Origin of the sequence: Pseudomonas sp. TNT3, assembly GCF_010095445.2 — a bacterium.
Classification (GTDB): Bacteria; Pseudomonadota; Gammaproteobacteria; order Pseudomonadales; family Pseudomonadaceae; genus Aquipseudomonas.
This window is the reverse complement of the sequence record NZ_WFGV02000023.1, coordinates 46,547-64,220: the sequence shown is the minus strand read 5'-3', so window position 1 is coordinate 64,220 and position 17,674 is coordinate 46,547. Positions and strand designations below refer to the sequence as shown.

The following is a 17,674-nucleotide window of genomic DNA, read 5'->3' as shown; positions in this document are numbered from 1 at the left end:
GCCTGTGATGAAACTCAATAAACAGAATATGCATCGTCTCGCTCCTGAGGTGATCTTGCCTTCCTACACGCTCAGCGACACTCGCCAGGGTATCGCGCACATCGGCGTCGGTGGTTTTCACCGTGCGCACCAGGCGTATTACACCGACGCGCTGATGAACACCGGCGAAGGTCTGGACTGGGCGATTTGCGGGATTGGTCTGCGTGCCGAAGACCGTCGCGCCCGGGATGACCTCAAGGAGCAGGATTGCCTGTTCACACTGTTCGAACTGGGCGACACCGACGACACTGAAGTCCGGGTCATCGGCGCGATACGCGACATGTTGTTGGCTGAAGATGGCGCCGAGGCACTGATCGCCAAACTCGCGAACCCGCAGATTCGTATTGTCTCGCTGACCATCACCGAAGGCGGTTACTGCATCGATGACAGTAACGGCGAGTTCATGGCCCATCTGCCGCAGATCCAGCATGATCTGGCGAACCCGGACAATCCGAAAACCGTGTTCGGCTTCCTCTGCGCCGCGCTGGCCCGACGGCGGGCCGCCGGCATCCCGGCGTTCACCTTGATGTCCTGCGATAACCTGCCGCACAACGGCGCCGTCACCCGTAAAGCCCTGCTGGCGTTCGCCGAATTGCGTGATGCTGATCTGCGCGACTGGATCGCTGACAACGTGAGCTTCCCCAATGCCATGGTCGACCGCATCACGCCGATGACCAGCACCGAACATCGCCTGCAACTGGCTGACAAACACGCGGTGGACGACGCCTGGCCGGTGGTCTGTGAACCCTTTGTGCAGTGGGTACTGGAAGACCGGTTCGTCAACGGACGCCCGGCCTGGGAGAAGGTCGGCGTGCAGTTCACTGACGACGTGACGCCTTATGAAGAGATGAAAATCAAACTGCTCAACGGCAGCCACCTGGCGCTGACGTATCTCGGGTTTCTGAAGGGCTACCGCTTCGTTCACGAAACCATGAACGATCCGCTGTTCGTGCGTTACATGCGTGCCTACATGGACCTGGAAGTGACGCCGCAACTCTCGCCCGTGCCGGGAATTGACTTGACCGATTACAAGAACACGCTGGTTGAGCGGTTCTCCAATCAGGCGATTGCCGATCAACTGGAGCGGGTGTGTTCGGATGGCTCGTCGAAGTTTCCCAAATTCACCGTGCCGACCATCAATCGGTTGATAGCCGATGGCCGGGACACACGGCGTGCAGCGTTGGTGGTGGCGGCCTGGGCGTTGTATCTGAAGGGTGTCGATGAGCATGGGGAGACGTTTTCAATACCCGATCCGCGGGCGGTGTTTTGCCAGGCGCTGGTGGCGGAGGATGCGCTGATCACGCAGCGCTTGTTGGCGGTCGAGGAGATTTTTGGCACGGCGATTCCAGACTCTCCCGAATTTGTGGCGGCGTTTGAGTGGTGCTGTAACAGTTTGCGCGAGGTGGGAGTGTCGCGGACGCTGGAGCGGATTTTGGATTGAGTGCGGCGGTGAACCGGCTGCCGCCATCGCTAGCAAGCTAGCTCCCACAGGGGCATTGCGAACGCCACAACCCAGTGTGGGAGCTAGCCTGCTGGCGATAGCTTTCTGACAGGCACCACTGACATCGAATGTGTATTCCTATCGACCCGAAGACCCAAGGATCTCCCATGGCAAACCAACACCTGTTCCTGGGCATCGACTGCGGCACCCAAGGCACCAAAGCCATCATCCTCGACGCTGTCAGTGGTCAGGTCATAGGCCAGGGAGCCGCTCCGCACACGCTGATCAGCGGCGCCAATGGCCGGCGTGAACAAGACACAAATGAATGGACCGAGGCCTTTTGCCTGGCGACTCGCCGTGCGCTGCTCGCGGCCAATGTCGACGGTCAGGACATCCTCGGCATCGGTGTTTCCGGGCAGCAACACGGCCTGGTCCTGCTCGACGATCAAGGTCAGGTGCTGCGTCCGGCCAAGTTGTGGTGTGACACCGAATCCACCCCGCAGAATGAACGCCTGCTGGCTCATCTGGGCGGTGAAGAAGGCTCCCTGGAACGTCTCGGCATCGTCATCGCACCCGGCTACACCGTTTCCAAACTGCTCTGGACCAAGGAACAGCACCCAGAGATATTCGCCCGAATCGCACGCATCCTGTTGCCCCATGACTACCTTAATTACTGGCTCACTGGCCGCAGTTGCAGCGAATACGGCGACGCATCCGGCACCGGCTACTTCAACGTGCGCACCCGTCAGTGGGATTTGCAGCTGCTGCGCGACATTGATCCCACCGGACGTTTGCAAGCCGCACTGCCGGAGTTGATAGACGCTCATGAAGCGGTCGGTACCGTCCTTGGGAGCATCGCAGAGCGCTTGGGCATCAATCCGAACGCAACAGTCTCCAGCGGTGGCGGTGACAACATGATGGGTGCCATTGGCACCGGCAACATCAAGCCCGGCGCCATCACCATGAGCCTGGGGTCTTCGGGGACGGTTTACGCTTACGCCGATCAGCCGAAAGTCAGCAAGGATGCGTCGGTGGCGACGTTCTGCTCCTCGACCGGCGGGTGGTTGCCGCTGATTTGCACCATGAACCTGACCAACGCCACTGGGGTGATTCGTGAGCTGTTCGACCTGACTATCGAGCAGTTCAACGAACAAATTGCACAAGCTCCGATCGGCGCCGATGGCATTTGCATGCTGCCGTTTCTCAACGGCGAACGGGTGCCCGCCCTGCCCCACGCCACCGGTAGCCTGCTGGGGCTGACCATGACCAACCTGACCCAGGCCAATCTGTGTCGCGCCGTTGTCGAAGGCACCACCTTTGGTTTGCGTTACGGGCTGGACCTGTTACGCCACAATGGCTTAAAAAGCCTGCGCATCTGCCTGATCGGCGGCGGCTCGAAAAGCCCGGTGTGGCGGCAGATCGTCGCCGACATCATGAACACGCCGGTGATCTGCACCGAGCAAAGCGAAGCCGCGGCGCTTGGCGCAGCGATTCAGGCAGCATGGTGCGCGTCCTGGGTAAATGGACACGAGGACAGCCTGGCGGATCTTTGCGAGCGCTGTGTAAAGCTCGACCTGGCCAGCGAAACCCTGCCGATTGCCGCCAATGTGGCAGCGTTCGAGCAGGCTTATGAGCGCTATCAACGGCATGTCGCAACACTTTAAAGAGCGAACAATTATGTATCTTGTGTGTGGTGAAGCGCTGTTCGATTTCTTCAGCGAAGACGATGCCAGCGGTCTGGCTTCCAGGGTTAATTTCAAGGCCATCGCTGGCGGCTCGCCGTTCAACGTGGCGGTAGGCTTGCGCCGTTTAGGCGTGGAAGCCGCGCTGTTTGCTGGGTTGTCCACCGACTATCTGGGCAGGCGCCTGCAGCAAGTACTGCGAGACGAAGGGGTGCGCCCGGAATTTTTGGTGGATTTCGCCGCACCGACCACCTTGGCGATGGTGGCAGTGGGTGCAAACGGCTCGCCTCACTACAGCTTTCGGGGTGAAGGCTGTGCGGATCGACAATTGAAACTGGAACACTTGCCGCCCTTGGGATCTGAGGTGAGGGGCTTGCACGTTGGCTCGTTCTCGCTGGTGGTGCAGCCGATTGCCGACACGCTGCTGGCGCTGGTGCAGCGTGAAAGTGGCAAACGTCTGATCAGCCTGGACCCGAATGTGCGGCTGAATCCTGAGCCCGACATTGAGCTGTGGCGTTCTCGCATCGCGACGTTGGTCGAGCTTGCCGACCTGATCAAGGTCAGCGACGAAGACCTGAGCCTGTTGTACCCCGAACAAGACCCGCAACGGGTGATCGAGGGCTGGCTGGAATATCGCTGCCAGCTGCTGTTCCTGACGCGCGGAGGCGAAGGCGCGACGGTGTTCAGTCGGCAGCACGGTTCATGGTCGGTGGCGGCGCGCCCGGTGGACATTGCTGACACGGTGGGCGCAGGCGACACCTTTCAGGCCGCGTTGATTGCGTGGCTGACCGAGCAGCAGATGGATTCGGTGGAGGGGGTGCAGCGGCTGGCGCGTGAGCAGATTGAGGCGATGCTGAAATTTGCAGTGCAAGCAGCAGCGTTGACCTGCAGCAAGACGGGGCCGGATCTGCCGTATCGGCATCAACTGGATCTTTGATGAAGCCATGGCCTCATCGCGAGCAAGCTCGCTCCCACATTCGGTGTGTGTCGGCCAAAAGCTCGATATAACCTCAAACCCTTGTAGGAGTGAGCCTGCTCGCGATAGCGGATTATCAGGCGGTAGCAATGTTGAATTTCTATCCCTTTCTACCAGCCGACAGGCGGCGCTCAAGCAGGTTAACCATCCCTTAACACTGCGGTCCAAAACTTTACTGGACCGCACGCCCTCAGACTTCTCTGACGCCCAGTGCGGCAGGCCCGACGATCGTCTCGTCGAGTTGACAGCCTTCTGCATTGGAGAAAGTTCATGAACGTGCGCACTGTACTGCTCGCTTCTTCCCTCACCTTTACGGCATTTACCGGAATCGCAAACGCCAGCGACTCCGCGCAGACGCAAGCCGTGCCCTATCACTATGGAATGCCATTGCACGTGTCCAAGGTGGTCGCCTTGACCGAACCTTCGACACTGGACTGCAAAGTGGTGACGGCGGAAATGAAATACATCGACAACACGGGCAAACCCGCAGAAATCACCTATCGCAAATTATCCGATGCGTGCAGCTATCAGAATTGAAGCAATGTCTGGCCTGGTTGCCAGGCCAGACATTGAGGTGTGGGATTCTACGGCGAGCAACTACAGGGCTTTTCGATCGGGATGGAGTGTCTGAAGATGCGTTCGATGGTCAATGTCCGAACGCAACCCCGCGATCAGGTCATTGATCTCCCGGCTCCCATTGAGCTGCTTGGCGTCTATTCCGGTTTTACACAGATCAAGCTGATCCGTCGCACCGTCGGAATAAACTTTTATGGTCATCGAAAGATCGGGTGTCAGCGTGCATTGGCAGCGTCTCGGCAGAAAGCTGCTTTCAATAATGTTACGAAGTTCCAAGGCAGACAAAAACATGGCGACCCTCTCCTTAATTTTGAGATAGCCAATCAAACTCGACACCGACTCAATAAACTGCACGGTCGGCTTAGGAGCAGATACAGCATAATTCATGCCTTGAAGTTCGCCGTGCAGCTCATCGGCAAATCAATGCGTTAGCGACCCGACTGAAAAAAGCCTCATGCAATTTGCAAGAAACCCAGTTTGGGCACATGCAAAACGCAACCCTCTCATAACAGGTTTGCTATAAACGGCGACGAAAGCAAGAATGCGGGGAATACATCCAGTATCCGCTCACCCCACTCACAAGCAAGGAGGCATCATGGGTTCTGTGACCTTTAACACGACCGTCGGGCTAATAATTGCCGGGCTGTCCACCGTTGTACACGCTGCCAAACTCGAAGAAGTCGCGCCGTTCCCGAAACCTGAACAGGGTTTCACCCGGCAGGTCATTCATCTCCCGTCCCAACCTCAGGAAGAGAACTTCCAGGTTGAAATCCTCGCCGGCAAGACGCTGACGGTGGACTGCAATCGTCAGCGCCTGGGCGGCATTCTTGAGGAGAAGAATCTCGAAGGATGGGGTTATCCGTTTTACCGACTCGAAAAAGTCATCGGCCCGATGAGCACGATGATGGCCTGTCCGGATGGCAAGTCGAAACAAGACTTTGTACCGGTCGTAGGCGACGGATTCCTCCTGCGGTACAACAGCAAGCTGCCTATCGTGCTCTACGTGCCTGAAGACGTCGACGTCCGCTATCGGGTCTGGTCTGCATCGAGCAAAATCGAAAAAGCCGTTCAAGAGTAAAGGCCGCTTCAGGCCGGCGCGCCGTTCAACGCGGCGCGTTCGGCCACATGCCGCAAACTGTCGAAATTGATGTTGGCGCCGGAGTCGATGGCGATCAGCGTCTGTCCCGCTGCTCGTGTCTGCGCCACGTACTTCTTGATCCCGGCCACCGCCAGCGCACCGGAAGGTTCGGTGATCGAGCGGGTATCGTCGTAGATGTTCTTGATCGCGGCGCAGAGTTCATCGTTGCTGACGGTGATGACTTCATCGACACAAAACCGGCAAACCTCGAATCCATAAGCGCCGATCTGCGCCACGGCCACGCCATCGGCAAAGGTGCCGACGCTCGGTAGCACCACACGCGTGCCCGCGCTTAATGCCGCGGCCAAACACGCAGAATGTTCGGATTCGACACCGATGATGCGCACTTCGGGTCGCAGGTATTTCACATACGCCGCGATCCCGGCGATCAACCCTCCACCGCCTACCGGGACGAAGATGGCGTCCAGCGGCCCCTGATGCTGGCGAAGGATTTCCATGGCAACCGTGCCCTGCCCGGCAATCACGTCCGGGTCGTCGAAGGGTGAAACGAAGGTGCGCCCGGTTTCCTCTGCCAATTGCAACGCGTGGGCCAGGGCAAATGGAAAACTTTGCCCGTGCAACACCACTTCCGCCGCTCGACTGCGCACGCCAAGCACCTTCAACTCCGGAGTCTTGCAGGGCATCACGATGGTTGCGGCGATCCCCAGCTCAAGCGCCGCCAGTGCAACGCCCTGAGCATGATTGCCGGCAGAGGCGGTGATCACTCCCCGGGCCTTTTGCTCATCGCTTAACTGCACCAGCTTGTTATAGGCACCGCGAATCTTGAAGGAGAAGGTCGGTTGAAGGTCCTCCCGCTTGAGCAGGACCTGATTGCCCAGCGCTGCGGATAAAGCCGGGGCGACTTGCAAGGGTGTTCGCACAGCCAGCTCGTAGACGGGCGCGGCGAGGATCTTCTTTACGTAGTGCTCAAGCAGGGTTTGCTGGCAGGGAGTGCTGTTCATTGTTATCTCCTGTGGTACACAGGCCGGCGTAGGAGCGGCAGTTCCTACACCGACCGTGTTGATTCAAAACCCAGGAGACAGAAAGTAAAAACCCGCCTCTAGGGCGGGTTGGGTGCTGCAGTCGTGAGCTAGCCCGCCAAATAAGGAATGGCGGTAATAATGCTTGGCTGGCAACGCAATACGGTAAAAGTCATGTACGGAAATTAGCTGCCCGCTAATGGCAAGTCAATGGCCAATTCAATCTCCGTTAAACGCAAAACCTAGTAGCAGCTGGCGAAGCCTGTGGCGAGGGGATTTATCCCCGTTCGATTGCGAAGCAGTCGTATAGTTTTGGGGCCGCTGCGCGACCCAGCGGGGATAAATCCCCTCGCCACACCTCAGCCGGACGCCTGCTGCTACAAAGTTCGTTATGCAGGGTTACTTCAATCCAACCTTATACAGCGCTCCATCGCTTTCATCGGTCAGTACGTACAGATAACCGTCGGGCCCCTGCCGCACATCACGAATGCGTTTGTTAAGCTCCCCCATCAACCGTTCTTCGTGAACGACCCGGTCGCCATCGAATTGCAGGCGGATCAGCTCCTGAGTCACCAGCGCTCCGATAAACACGTTGTGCTGCCAGACCTTGAAACGGTCGGCGTCGTAGAACGCCATACCGCTGAGACCCGGGGATTTCTCCCAGACATGGTGTGGCGCCACGGTGCCTTCAGTGGCCTTGCCCTTGGATTCCGGAATCGGCTGGCCTGAATAGTTGATACCGTGGGTTGCCATCGGCCAGCCGTAATTCTTGCCGCGCTCGATGATGTTGATCTCGTCACCGCCCCGTGGCCCATGCTCGTTCTCCCACAGGACGCCCGTCCAGGGATTGAGCGCAGCGCCTTGCGGATTGCGCTGGCCATAGGACCAGATTTCCGGGCGAACGCCAGATTGCCCGACAAAGGGGTTGTCGTCCGGCACCTTGCCATCCGGGTAGATTCGCACCACTTTGCCTTGCAGTTTATCGAGGTCCTGGGCCGTTGCCCGGTCGTTGTTCTCACCCAGGGTGATGAACAAATAACCGTCACGGTCGAACACCAGTCGCGAACCAAAGTGGTTGCCCACCGACAGCTTTGGCTCCTGGCGGAAGATCACTTTGAAGTTCTTCAGGGTAGTCAGGTCCTCGGAGAGTTGACCGCGACCAACCGCCGTCCCGGCCTTGTCACCCTCACCCCCGCCTTCTGCATACGACAGGTAGACCGTGCGGTCTTGCTTGAAGTCAGGTGACAGCACCACATCCAGCAAGCCGCCCTGCCCCTTGGCCCAGACTTTCGGAACGCCATTAATAGGGGACGAAAGTTTGCCATCGGCGGCGACGACCCGCAGGTTGCCGGGTCGCTCGGTCACCAGCATGCCTTGCCGATCCGGAAGAAAAGCCAGTGCCCAGGGATGATCCAGCCCTTGAGTGATGGTCGTGACTTCGAGTGTGCCTTGCTCGCTCTTCAGTTCCTGGGTCGGCGCCGCCATGACAGGCGATGCGGTGGTGAGTATCGCGCTGGCGCAAAATGTCGCCAGGAGGGTTTTTCGCAACATGCACAATTCCTTATGTCGTAAAAAAACTGGCAATACCTCAGCCCGGCCGTTCAGCGATTGCTGGTATCGGCATCCCGATGCGGTGGATTGGGTATGAATTTGGGTGGGCTGCCGGGCACGGTTCTATTCGGATAACCATTACCGATACCACCGTTATCCAGTGTCGGAGGACGCGGCACGGGCACGGTGTTGGGCCCGCGAATGACCGGTGCGGCAGGCTGTGTGCCTTGCATGCTATTGGGGTTGGCCCGGCGAATCGGGCTGTTGTAAGGATTGCTGGACGTACCCGTAGGGCTTTGGGCCAACAGCAGCGGTGACGAGGACAATGCGACGTCGGCCTGGGCGCCATTGCCCAGCACGCCGCTCAACAACAGCAACGTGGCGCCAAACGCAATCGTGTTCATTGAGGTGAACCTCTCGACGTGTTCGTAGATAGGGTCTTCGATGTCACGCTACGCCCGGGGTTCTGTTTTGTTAACTAAAACCTCTTTCAGAACATGTAACACGAGTTGACGGTGTGATTGATCCGTAGGCCGGCCGGGCTTCAACGCGCTGAAACTTTTGCTCAGCGTCACGGGTCACCTGAACATCACTCATGAGTAGACGACCATGGCACGGGCAATCTGGAAAGGCGCAATCAGTTTCGGTCTGGTGCATATCCCTGTAGCGCTGGTCTCGGCGACGTCTTCCCAGGGGGTGGATTTCGACTGGCTCGACAGTCGCAGCATGGATCCCGTGGGCTACAAACGCATTAATAAGGTCACGGGCAAGGAAGTGACCAAGGAGCACATTGTCAAAGGCGTGCAATACGAAAAGGGCCGTTATGTGGTCTTGAGCGAAGAAGAAATCAAGTCCGCGCATCCGTTGTCCACGCAGACCATCGACATTTTTTCCTTTGTCGACAGCGACCAGATTCCACTGCAGAACATCGACACGCCCTACTACCTGGCGCCCGATAAACGCGGTGGCAAGGTCTACGCATTGCTGCGCGAGACCCTCAGCAAAACCAACAAAGTGGCGCTCGCTCACGTGGTCCTGCACACGCGTCAGCATCTGGCGGCGCTGATGCCGCTTGAATCAGCGATGGTGTTGGTGATGTTGCGCTGGCCGGAAGAAGTACGCAGCCTCGACACCCTTGAATTGGGAAGCGAGGTCACTGAGCCGAAACTGGCCAAGGGTGAACTCGACATGGCCAAGCGCCTGGTCCAGGACATGAGCGGAGACTGGTCGCCCGAGGATTATCGCGACAGCTTCGAGGACAAGATCATGTCGTTGGTCGAGAAGAAAGCCAATGAAGGCAAGATCGAGGATGTGGAAACAGCGACGGGCGAGGAAGAGCGCAAGACAGCGGATGTGATCGATTTGACCGAGTTGCTTAAACGGAGCCTGGGTGGGAAAGCGGCGGCCAAGCCTGCGGCGAAATCAAAACCTGCCGCGAAGACCGCTACGGCGAAAAAAGCCACGAAGCGTTCCAGTGGCTGATTAATTCAAGCATCGCTATCAGGTTGTGGGTGATTTCACTGACGCCATCGCGAGCAAGCTCGGCTCCCACAGGTGACGGGTGTCTACTGTTAAAACCCGGTCAGCTGTGGGAGCCGAGCTTTAATAGTAGAGAACAGTGAACTGTGGGAGCCGAGCTTGCTCGCGATGAGGCCAAGGGCCGCAACACATCAGTCAGATCAAGACAAACACCGCCAACAACCCACCCAGTACCGCCCACTTCTCCAGGTAATACAGCTTGCGGTTACGCTTCTTCAGCGCCTTGCCTCGAAGTCGAATTTTGTAGATCCGGGCAAACAACCGGTTGATCCCGCCTGTTCTGTCGCCCGCATCATTCGGCGCGCCCGCAGCCGACATCACGTTACGGCTGAACCAGCCATTGAACGCAGCGGCCCAGCGATACTTCATTGGCCGCTCGACATCGCAGAACAAAATAATGCGGTTCTGCTGGGTGGTGTTTTCGGCGTAATGAATGAACGTCTCGTCAAACATCACCGCTTCGCCATCGCGCCAGTGGTAGTTCTCACCGTCGACATTGATGTAGCAACCCGCATCATTGGGTGTTTCCAGTCCCAGGTGATAACGATACGACCCGGCGTAGGGATCGCGATGGCGAACCAGTTTCGCGCCCGGTGGCAACTCCGCGAACATTGCAGCCTTGATCGAACCGATGCTCTGTACCAGTTCGGTCGTGCGGGGACACAGTTTCATCGCTGAAGGATGACTGTCGCCATACCATTTGAGGTAGAAGCGTTTCCAGCCAGTCTTGAAGAACGAGTTGAAACCCACATCGTCGTATTGTTGGGAGCGCTTGATCTCCCCAGCCTTGATCAGGTTGCGCCCTTCTTCGCGAATCTCTTCCCAATGCGCCTGCAAAGGACTCAGATCAGGGAAATCGGCCGGATTGAGGTAAGGTTTGTTGGGGATTTTCGAACACAGATAAAGGAAGCAATTGACCGGCGCCAGAAACGTTGAATGATCGCTCAGCTGGCGCCCCAACTTGTGACGCACCCGCCCGCGCAGATGCACGTAGGCAATCGATAGCACGTAGATGGCAGCAATAATGAGTTTCACGGAATCGTCACACGCCAGAAGTGAACAAACGTAGTCCATGCCTGTCGGCATAGGCTGACAGGGCATTTTAGCCACGCCTTGTAACCAGTTGTTAGCATTGAGATGTGAAAATATGTCCGCTGATACCGCCAAAATACCCGTGCGGCCTCAACGCCCTATCGTTTAAAGAGCCAGACCAGTACAATCGCCGCCAAACATTACGCGCGCCCCTTGGTTGATGACGGGAATGAACCCCGCCTCAGCGCACTTAGACTCGGGCCAAGCGCTCCATATGCTGCTGTCCACTTATTGCCAGATGGACCTTCCGCTTCTGACCGGGATGCATGTCCCGTGGTTTGAATAACGGAAACGGGTACTGAATCGGTACTGCCGCAACCCTAGCTACTCTGAATGCTTCGCAGGAAAAACCTTTGATCTCTACAGCTAACATCACGATGCAGTTCGGCGCCAAGCCGCTATTCGAAAACGTTTCGGTCAAATTCGGCGCGGGCAACCGTTACGGCCTGATCGGCGCCAACGGTTGCGGCAAGTCGACCTTCATGAAAATCCTCGGTGGCGATCTCGAGCCATCCGGTGGCCAGGTCATGCTCGAGCCGAACGTGCGTCTGGGTAAATTGCGCCAGGACCAGTTCGCCTACGAAGAATTCACCGTGATCGACACCGTGATCATGGGTCACGAAGAGCTGTGGAAGGTGAAGGCCGAGCGCGACCGCATCTACTCGCTGCCGGAAATGACCGAAGAAGACGGCATGGCCGTAGCTGAGCTTGAAACCGAGTTCGCCGAAATGGACGGCTACACCGCCGAATCCCGTGCCGGTGAACTGCTGCTGGGCCTGGGTATCGGCATCGAGCAGCACTTCGGCCCGATGAGCGAAGTGTCTCCTGGCTGGAAACTGCGCGTATTGCTGGCTCAGGCACTGTTCTCCGATCCTGAAGTGCTGTTGCTCGACGAACCGACCAACCACCTGGACATCAACACCATCCGCTGGCTGGAAAACATCCTGACCCAGCGCTCCAGCCTGATGATCATCATCTCCCACGACCGTCACTTCCTGAACAGCGTGTGCACCCACATGGCTGACCTGGATTACGGCGAGCTGCGTCTGTTCCCGGGCAACTACGACGAGTACATGACCGTGGCGACTCAGTCCCGCGAGCAATTGCTGTCGGACAACGCCAAGAAGAAAGCACAGATTTCGGAACTGCAATCGTTCGTCAGCCGTTTCTCGGCCAACGCCTCGAAAGCCAAGCAAGCGACCTCCCGCGCCAAGGCGATCGACAAGATCCAGTTGGCCGAGGTCAAGCCTTCGAGCCGTGTGAGCCCGTTCATCCGTTTCGAACAAACCAAGAAGCTGCACCGTCAGGCGGTCATCGTCGAGCGCATGGCCAAAGGCTTCGACGGCAAGCCGCTGTTCAAGGATTTCAGCTTCCAGGTTGAAGCGGGCGAGCGCGTGGCGATCATCGGCCCGAACGGTATCGGTAAAACCACCCTGCTGCGCACCCTGGTCAACGAACTGACCCCGGATGCCGGCACCGTGAAGTGGACCGACGCCGCGGAACTGGGCTACTACGCCCAGGACCACGCACACGACTTCGAAGACGACTGCAACCTGTTCGACTGGATGGGCCAATGGACCCAGGGCGGCGAGCAAATCGTTCGTGGCACCCTCGGTCGCATGCTGTTCTCCAACGACGAGATCCTCAAGTCGGTCAAAGTGATCTCCGGTGGTGAACAAGGTCGCATGCTGTTCGGCAAGCTGATCCTGCAAAAGCCGAACGTGCTGATCATGGATGAACCGACCAACCACTTGGACATGGAATCCATCGAGGCACTGAACCTGGCGCTGGAGAACTACCCGGGCACGCTGATCTTCGTCAGCCACGACCGTGAGTTCGTATCGTCCCTGGCCACCCGCATCATCGAGTTGAGCCCGAGCGGCGTGATCGACTTCAGCGGGACGTATGACGACTACCTGCGTAGCCAGGGTGTTGTGTTTTAAGCGACTGCCAGCCTAAAAAGCCCTGTCCATGTGACGGGGCTTTTTATTGCCTGAAGATCAAAAGATCGCAGCCTTCGGCAGCTCCTGCAGGGTACGCATCTCAGGGTAGGAGCTGCCGAAGGCTGCGATCTTTTGATTTTCGTTAGCCTGCTTTCTTTTATTTTCCGCCCGCGCCATGATGCAGTTCTCCCACCGCCGCCCGCGAACGAGACCTCATGTCTGTGCAGCAACTGCCACCACAAAGCTCCATGGCGATCACCCTGCAGATCGTCTCTATCGTTTTCTATACCTTTATTGCATTCCTCTGCATCGGCCTACCGATCGCGGTGTTGCCCGGTTATGTCCACGATCAACTGGGGTTCAGCGCCATCGTGGCGGGGTTGACCATCGGTTGCCAATACCTCGCCACCCTCCTCAGCCGGCCCATGGCCGGGCGCATGTCGGACACCGTCGGCACCAAACGGGCGATCGTCTACGGCTTGTCGGGGATTGTGTTGAGCGGCGCGCTGACCCTGCTGTCAACGCTGCTGCAAAGCATGCCGCTCCTGAGCCTGCTGATCCTGATCGTCGGTCGTTTGTTGCTGGGTATCGCTCAAGGCTTGATCGGCGTCGGCACCATCAGCTGGTGCATGGGACAGGTCGGCGCGGAACACACCGCGCGTTCGATTTCCTGGAACGGAATCGCGTCCTATGGCGCCATCGCCATTGGCGCACCGCTGGGCGTGGTGATGGTCAGCGAGCTGGGGTTCGCCAGCCTGGGGATCGCCTTGTCGTTAATGGCCGCGGGCGCACTGTTGCTGATTCGCAACAAACCTTCTGTGCCAGTCATTCGTGGCGAGCGTCTGCCGTTTTGGGCAGTCTTCGGGCGAATTGCGCCGTACGGTGCGAGCCTGAGCCTGGCGTCCATCGGATACGGCACGCTGACGACCTTTATTGCCCTGTATTACGTTAACCGAGGCTGGGCCGGTGCGGCGTATTGCCTGACCGTGTTTGGTGTCTGTTTCATTCTGGCGCGGATACTGTTTATTTCGAGCATCAACCGTTTTGGTGGGTTCACCTCGGCGATTGCCTGCATGTGCATCGAAACGGCGGGTCTGACGCTGCTGTGGCTGGCCCCCTCAACCGGTTATGCCCTGTTAGGCGCCGGTTTGACCGGGTTCGGCCTGTCGCTGGTGTACCCGGCGCTGGGCGTGGAGGCGATCAAGCAGGTGCCGAACACCAGTCGCGGTGCGGGGCTGAGTGCGTATGCGGTGTTTTTTGATCTGGCACTGGCGATTGCCGGGCCGCTGATGGGGGCGGTGGCGTTGAATCTGGGCTATTCGTGGATTTTCTTTACCGCCGCATTGCTGTCGGTGACCGGTCTGGGCTTGACGCTCCTGTTGAAACGCCGCGCGATGGCCTGATTGACACTCATACTGAAACGCTGCGCATTAATTTGCTTGACCCAAAACCTACAGTTTCTTCGGTACAAAGTCATGCGGGCCGTGGTCGCTTATTGATCGGCAGTTTGCATACCGGCACGGGTCGATTTGCCCAGCGCATGGGAGAAGAACCGCCCCGCCTCGGAAATCATGTTGCGGTGAATGTCCTCACGATCCACGCCATCAGCATCGGTACACAGTGCCGGCATGGCCTTGATCTGTTCTTCATTGCAGGGCGCCATGAACACGAAGTGCCCTGCCCCTGCCAGCAACTTGAAGTCCGGCGCAATGGGCAGTTTGCGCGCCAGCGCTGCGGCATTTTTGTCGAAGGCCACCAGTTTGTCGCCGTCACCGCTGTAAAGCAGCACCGGCACGTGCACATCGGCCAGGGTATGGCGACCGAACTTGAGGCTCAGTGGCGCCATCAGCAGCAAGGCATGCACACGGGGATCGGCTACCGGTTGCAAATCGTCACGATCAACAATCAGTTCGCCCTTGGTGTTGCAGGCATCGCGATCCTCCGGACGTTCCTGGCAATAACGGCGCAGGCGATCCAGATCAGGGGTTGCACCGGAGAGGATCAACGCTGTCTCGCCGCCCGCCGAATAGCCAATTACACCCACCTGATCGGCATTGACGAACGGCGCCAGCATGGGATCGCCGAGGGTTGCGGTGATCGCTTCGGATATCTGGATCGGCCGGCCATAAAGGTTACTCAACGTGCCCAGGCGGCTGTGATCTTTGGAGTTGTCACCGGGATGGATCACTGCCACCACCACAAAACCCTTGCGCGCCAATGAAGTCATGAGGTCATGCAAGGCCAGCGGAGTGCCCGTATTACCGTGGGAAAGCATCAGCATCGGGAAACGGCCAATGGCGACCCGCGTATCTTCGCCTGCTTCGACGCTGTAGCCCTCAAGCTTGCTGGTGTGCTCCTTGTCGCTGGAGGGATAGAACGCAATGGCCCGCATGGGTTGCAGGTCCAGCGGATCGAGAAAACTCATCTCGTGGAAGCCGACGCTCCAGTGGGGATGAGGCGCAGGCGCGGCGTGCACTGAATTCAGGCTGCTGAACAGGCAGATCAGTAATGTTGCACAAAGACGCACCATGGAACGCCACCTGTTACTTGATCAAAGACGATACTGCTTAAGTGCATAAGCCGGGCCATGTCCGATAATTACCCGACATAGCCAGAAACAAAAAACTCCGCACCTGGAGCTTGCGCTACCAGAATACAGAGTTTTCAGGGTGTTGCCTCAAGCTGTTTTGGCGTCTTTACGCAAGCCTTACGCGGCCGCGAACAACTGCTCGCTGATGTGCGCGTGTGCATCGTTCATCGCTTTGGTGCGCATTTCGTCACCATAGGCCAGGCCTTCGGCACGGACGAACTCGATATCGGTGATGCCGAGGAAGCCGAACAGCAGCTTCAAGTATTCTTCGTGAGCCACACCGCTCGCTTGACCGGCGTGTAAACCACCGGCTGTCGAGACGATGACCAGTTTCTTGCCGCCACAAAGACCTTCAGGACCGGCTTCGGTGTAGCGAAAGGTCTGGCCGGCAACTGCGATGCGGTCGATCCAGGCCTTCAGTTGGGTCGGAATCGTGAAGTTGTACATCGGTGCAGCAACCACCACAGCGTCGGCGGCGAGGAATTCAGCCAGCGTCTGCGCGCTCAGGTCAGCTTCGTGCTGTTGTGCGGCGTTGCGCAGTTCGGCAGTCGTACCGGCGGCAACCAGCGTGGTGGAAGAAAAATGGCTGATGGCATCAGCGGCCAGGTCACGGTAGGTCACCACGGCGCTGGAATCGGCTACTTGCCAGGCCTTCACGACTTCGCTGCTCAACTGACGGGAAGCCGAGTTGTCACCCAGAATGCTCGAATCGATATGCAAAAGTTTCATAAGAAGATCTCCAAGGTGAGGATCGCCAAGGGCGACCTGATGGAGAGAATCCTACCGATGAAACCAATAGCCGAGTAGTCGTCGATAATGCGATTATTCGTCTCACTGATAGAACAATCGGATATCGCCATGCAAGACCTCAACGATCTCTACTATTTTGCCAAAGTGGTCGAAGCCGGTGGCTTCGCCGCTGCGGGACGTTTGCTGGGGATTCCCAAGTCGCGGTTATCACGACGCATTGCCGAACTGGAAGAACGCCTGGGCGCGCGATTGCTGCAACGCACCACCCGCCAGCTCAATCTGACCGCCGTGGGTGAACGCTACTTGCGCCACTGTCAGGCGATGTTGCTGGAGGCCGAAATGGCCGACGAAGCCGTGGCCAGTATGTCCAGTGAACCTCGCGGACGCCTGCGAGTGTCTTGCCCGGTCGGCCTGGCGCACGAAATCCTTCCGGGGGTGATCAGTAGCTTCCTTGAGCGATTTCCACAGGTGCAGCTCGAAGTCATGCTGCTGAACCGCCGCGTCGACCTGGTGACCGAAGGCATCGACGTGGCGTTGCGCGTGCGCGAACTGGGCGATGAAGACCCGCAGCTGGTCACCCGCCGTCTGCGCCAGGCGCAAACGGTGCTGGTGGCCAGCCCTGAGTTCCTGATGGGACGTGAGATCAGCCACCCTGACGATCTTAAAAGCCTGCCAGTCCTGGGCGCCATCGAAGCCGACCGAATGATGCATATTCGACTGCTTGACGAGCATGGTAAAAGCCACGAACTCACCCTGGAACCGCGCCTGGGCATCGATGATTTCATCGTGCGCAAGGTTTGCACCCTCGCCGGCCAGGGTTTTACCCTGCTACCGATGATGTTTTGCGAACAGGAACTCAAAGAGGGCTCGCTGGTTCGACTGTTGCCGGGCTGGTCGCTGCCTGGCGGCTGGCTACAGGCGGTCTACCCTCATCGACGCGGCGTAATGCCGGCCGTTCGCGCCTGGATGGACCATTTGATCGAATCATTCGACGCGTGTGGGGACCGACTGATATGAAAGCTCGACGGATGAGCGAAGAGGATGTCGCACGATTTTGCCTCGCCCTGCCCGGTGCGCGGGAGGATTACAAATGGGGTGGCGTGCGGGTGTTTTCGATTGCGGGAAACAAGATGTTTGCCCTGCAGGGCTTGAGAGGAGACTCGCTGGCCTTCAAGGTCGATAAAGATCTGTTTCTGGGGCACTGCGATCGACCGGGCATACACCCGGCACCTTATCTGGCGCGGGCCCAATGGATCATCATGGAGACGCCCTACCCGCTGGGCGCCGATGAGCTGCAAGGCTTGCTGCAACGTTCCCACCAACTGGTGGTGAGCAAGTTGCCCAAACGCACCCAGATCGGCCTGCTGCTTTAGTGCA

At 58.1% G+C, this 17,674-nt stretch carries 17 protein-coding genes; 10 read left to right on the top strand and 7 right to left on the bottom strand.

Going from position 1 to position 17,674, the window contains the following annotated elements; genetic code table 11:
- Positions 1–7 precede the first annotated feature (7 nt).
- From GBC55_RS15400 to GBC55_RS15385, 4 genes are all read left to right on the top strand, one after another.
- Positions 8–1,480 carry a mannitol dehydrogenase family protein gene (locus tag GBC55_RS15400; RefSeq protein WP_162438198.1) on the top strand — a complete coding sequence of 491 codons (1,473 nt, stop codon included), beginning with the start codon at positions 8–10 and terminating at the stop codon, positions 1,478–1,480.
- A gap of 167 nt (positions 1,481–1,647) precedes the next feature.
- The gene (gene xylB / locus GBC55_RS15395; protein ID WP_162438197.1) at positions 1,648–3,144 is read left to right on the top strand and encodes a xylulokinase; all 1,497 of its coding nucleotides are present in this window, start codon (positions 1,648–1,650) and stop codon (positions 3,142–3,144) included.
- 13 nt (positions 3,145–3,157) lie between these two features.
- Entirely contained in the window at positions 3,158–4,099 is a 942-nt protein-coding gene (locus tag GBC55_RS15390; protein ID WP_162438196.1) for a carbohydrate kinase, read from the top strand.
- Between the two features lie 309 nt (positions 4,100–4,408).
- The gene (locus tag GBC55_RS15385; RefSeq protein WP_162438195.1) at positions 4,409–4,675 is read left to right on the top strand and encodes a DUF2790 domain-containing protein; all 267 of its coding nucleotides are present in this window, start codon (positions 4,409–4,411) and stop codon (positions 4,673–4,675) included.
- Between the two features lie 60 nt (positions 4,676–4,735).
- Here GBC55_RS15385 and GBC55_RS15380 read toward each other — a convergent pair whose 3' ends face one another.
- Positions 4,736–5,005, bottom strand: a complete 270-nt coding sequence (locus GBC55_RS15380) for a DUF1652 domain-containing protein (RefSeq protein ID WP_162438220.1) — start codon at positions 5,003–5,005, stop codon at positions 4,736–4,738.
- Positions 5,006–5,309: 304 nt separating this feature from the next.
- Here GBC55_RS15380 and eco point away from each other — a divergent pair, with 304 nt between their 5' ends.
- Entirely contained in the window at positions 5,310–5,792 is a 483-nt protein-coding gene (gene eco / locus GBC55_RS15375; RefSeq protein WP_162438194.1) for a serine protease inhibitor ecotin, read from the top strand.
- Between the two features lie 8 nt (positions 5,793–5,800).
- Here the strand turns inward: eco and ilvA are convergent, their stop codons facing one another.
- From ilvA to GBC55_RS15360, 3 genes are all read right to left on the bottom strand, one after another.
- Positions 5,801–6,814, bottom strand: a complete 1,014-nt coding sequence (gene ilvA, locus GBC55_RS15370; RefSeq protein WP_162438193.1) for a threonine ammonia-lyase, biosynthetic — start codon at positions 6,812–6,814, stop codon at positions 5,801–5,803.
- 417 nt (positions 6,815–7,231) lie between these two features.
- Positions 7,232–8,383, bottom strand: a complete 1,152-nt coding sequence (locus GBC55_RS15365) for a PQQ-dependent sugar dehydrogenase (protein WP_162438192.1) — start codon at positions 8,381–8,383, stop codon at positions 7,232–7,234.
- 50 nt (positions 8,384–8,433) lie between these two features.
- Positions 8,434–8,787, bottom strand: a complete 354-nt coding sequence (locus tag GBC55_RS15360) for a hypothetical protein (protein WP_162438191.1) — start codon at positions 8,785–8,787, stop codon at positions 8,434–8,436.
- 205 nt (positions 8,788–8,992) lie between these two features.
- Here GBC55_RS15360 and GBC55_RS15355 point away from each other — a divergent pair, with 205 nt between their 5' ends.
- Positions 8,993–9,865 carry a Ku protein gene (locus GBC55_RS15355; protein WP_162438190.1) on the top strand — a complete coding sequence of 291 codons (873 nt, stop codon included), beginning with the start codon at positions 8,993–8,995 and terminating at the stop codon, positions 9,863–9,865.
- A 192-nt stretch (positions 9,866–10,057) separates the two neighbouring features.
- Here the strand turns inward: GBC55_RS15355 and lpxO are convergent, their stop codons facing one another.
- Positions 10,058–10,957, bottom strand: coding sequence for a lipid A hydroxylase LpxO (gene lpxO, locus GBC55_RS15350; RefSeq protein ID WP_162438189.1), 900 nt, complete (start codon positions 10,955–10,957; stop codon positions 10,058–10,060).
- A gap of 410 nt (positions 10,958–11,367) precedes the next feature.
- Here lpxO and GBC55_RS15345 point away from each other — a divergent pair, with 410 nt between their 5' ends.
- The gene (locus GBC55_RS15345; protein ID WP_010460520.1) at positions 11,368–12,957 is read left to right on the top strand and encodes an ABC-F family ATPase; all 1,590 of its coding nucleotides are present in this window, start codon (positions 11,368–11,370) and stop codon (positions 12,955–12,957) included.
- A 215-nt stretch (positions 12,958–13,172) separates the two neighbouring features.
- Entirely contained in the window at positions 13,173–14,360 is a 1,188-nt protein-coding gene (locus GBC55_RS15340) for an MFS transporter (protein ID WP_162438188.1), read from the top strand.
- 89 nt (positions 14,361–14,449) lie between these two features.
- Here GBC55_RS15340 and GBC55_RS15335 read toward each other — a convergent pair whose 3' ends face one another.
- Together GBC55_RS15335 and GBC55_RS15330 are read right to left on the bottom strand one after the other, a co-directional pair.
- The gene (locus tag GBC55_RS15335) at positions 14,450–15,487 is read right to left on the bottom strand and encodes a dienelactone hydrolase (protein ID WP_162438187.1); all 1,038 of its coding nucleotides are present in this window, start codon (positions 15,485–15,487) and stop codon (positions 14,450–14,452) included.
- Positions 15,488–15,664: 177 nt separating this feature from the next.
- On the bottom strand, positions 15,665–16,276 hold the full coding sequence (locus GBC55_RS15330) for an FMN-dependent NADH-azoreductase (protein ID WP_162438186.1): 612 nt from the start codon (positions 16,274–16,276) through the stop codon (positions 15,665–15,667).
- Between the two features lie 129 nt (positions 16,277–16,405).
- Here GBC55_RS15330 and GBC55_RS15325 point away from each other — a divergent pair, with 129 nt between their 5' ends.
- Both GBC55_RS15325 and GBC55_RS15320 read left to right on the top strand, forming a co-directional pair.
- Positions 16,406–17,314, top strand: coding sequence for a LysR substrate-binding domain-containing protein (locus GBC55_RS15325; RefSeq protein ID WP_162438185.1), 909 nt, complete (start codon positions 16,406–16,408; stop codon positions 17,312–17,314).
- Complete coding sequence (locus GBC55_RS15320) at positions 17,311–17,670, top strand: MmcQ/YjbR family DNA-binding protein (RefSeq protein ID WP_162438184.1); 360 nt, start codon at positions 17,311–17,313, stop codon at positions 17,668–17,670. Before GBC55_RS15325 ends, GBC55_RS15320 begins: the two co-directional genes overlap by 4 nt.
- The last annotated feature ends 4 nt before the right edge of the window (positions 17,671–17,674 follow it).

Excerpts from the sequence above, each read along its gene's own strand:
- GBC55_RS15400 (WP_162438198.1), top strand. The coding sequence starts at position 8 with ATGAAACTCAATAAACAGAATATGCATCGTCTCGCTCCTGAGGTGATC.
- xylB (WP_162438197.1), top strand. The coding sequence starts at position 1,648 with ATGGCAAACCAACACCTGTTCCTGGGCATCGACTGCGGCACCCAAGGC.
- GBC55_RS15390 (WP_162438196.1), top strand. The coding sequence starts at position 3,158 with ATGTATCTTGTGTGTGGTGAAGCGCTGTTCGATTTCTTCAGCGAAGAC.
- GBC55_RS15385 (WP_162438195.1), top strand. The coding sequence starts at position 4,409 with ATGAACGTGCGCACTGTACTGCTCGCTTCTTCCCTCACCTTTACGGCA.
- GBC55_RS15380 (WP_162438220.1), bottom strand. The coding sequence starts at position 5,005 with ATGTTTTTGTCTGCCTTGGAACTTCGTAACATTATTGAAAGCAGCTTT.
- eco (WP_162438194.1), top strand. The coding sequence starts at position 5,310 with ATGGGTTCTGTGACCTTTAACACGACCGTCGGGCTAATAATTGCCGGG.
- ilvA (WP_162438193.1), bottom strand. The coding sequence starts at position 6,814 with ATGAACAGCACTCCCTGCCAGCAAACCCTGCTTGAGCACTACGTAAAG.
- GBC55_RS15365 (WP_162438192.1), bottom strand. The coding sequence starts at position 8,383 with ATGTTGCGAAAAACCCTCCTGGCGACATTTTGCGCCAGCGCGATACTC.
- GBC55_RS15360 (WP_162438191.1), bottom strand. The coding sequence starts at position 8,787 with ATGAACACGATTGCGTTTGGCGCCACGTTGCTGTTGTTGAGCGGCGTG.
- GBC55_RS15355 (WP_162438190.1), top strand. The coding sequence starts at position 8,993 with ATGGCACGGGCAATCTGGAAAGGCGCAATCAGTTTCGGTCTGGTGCAT.
- GBC55_RS15340 (WP_162438188.1), top strand. The coding sequence starts at position 13,173 with ATGTCTGTGCAGCAACTGCCACCACAAAGCTCCATGGCGATCACCCTG.
- GBC55_RS15335 (WP_162438187.1), bottom strand. The coding sequence starts at position 15,487 with ATGGTGCGTCTTTGTGCAACATTACTGATCTGCCTGTTCAGCAGCCTG.
- GBC55_RS15330 (WP_162438186.1), bottom strand. The coding sequence starts at position 16,276 with ATGAAACTTTTGCATATCGATTCGAGCATTCTGGGTGACAACTCGGCT.
- GBC55_RS15325 (WP_162438185.1), top strand. The coding sequence starts at position 16,406 with ATGCAAGACCTCAACGATCTCTACTATTTTGCCAAAGTGGTCGAAGCC.
- GBC55_RS15320 (WP_162438184.1), top strand. The coding sequence starts at position 17,311 with ATGAAAGCTCGACGGATGAGCGAAGAGGATGTCGCACGATTTTGCCTC.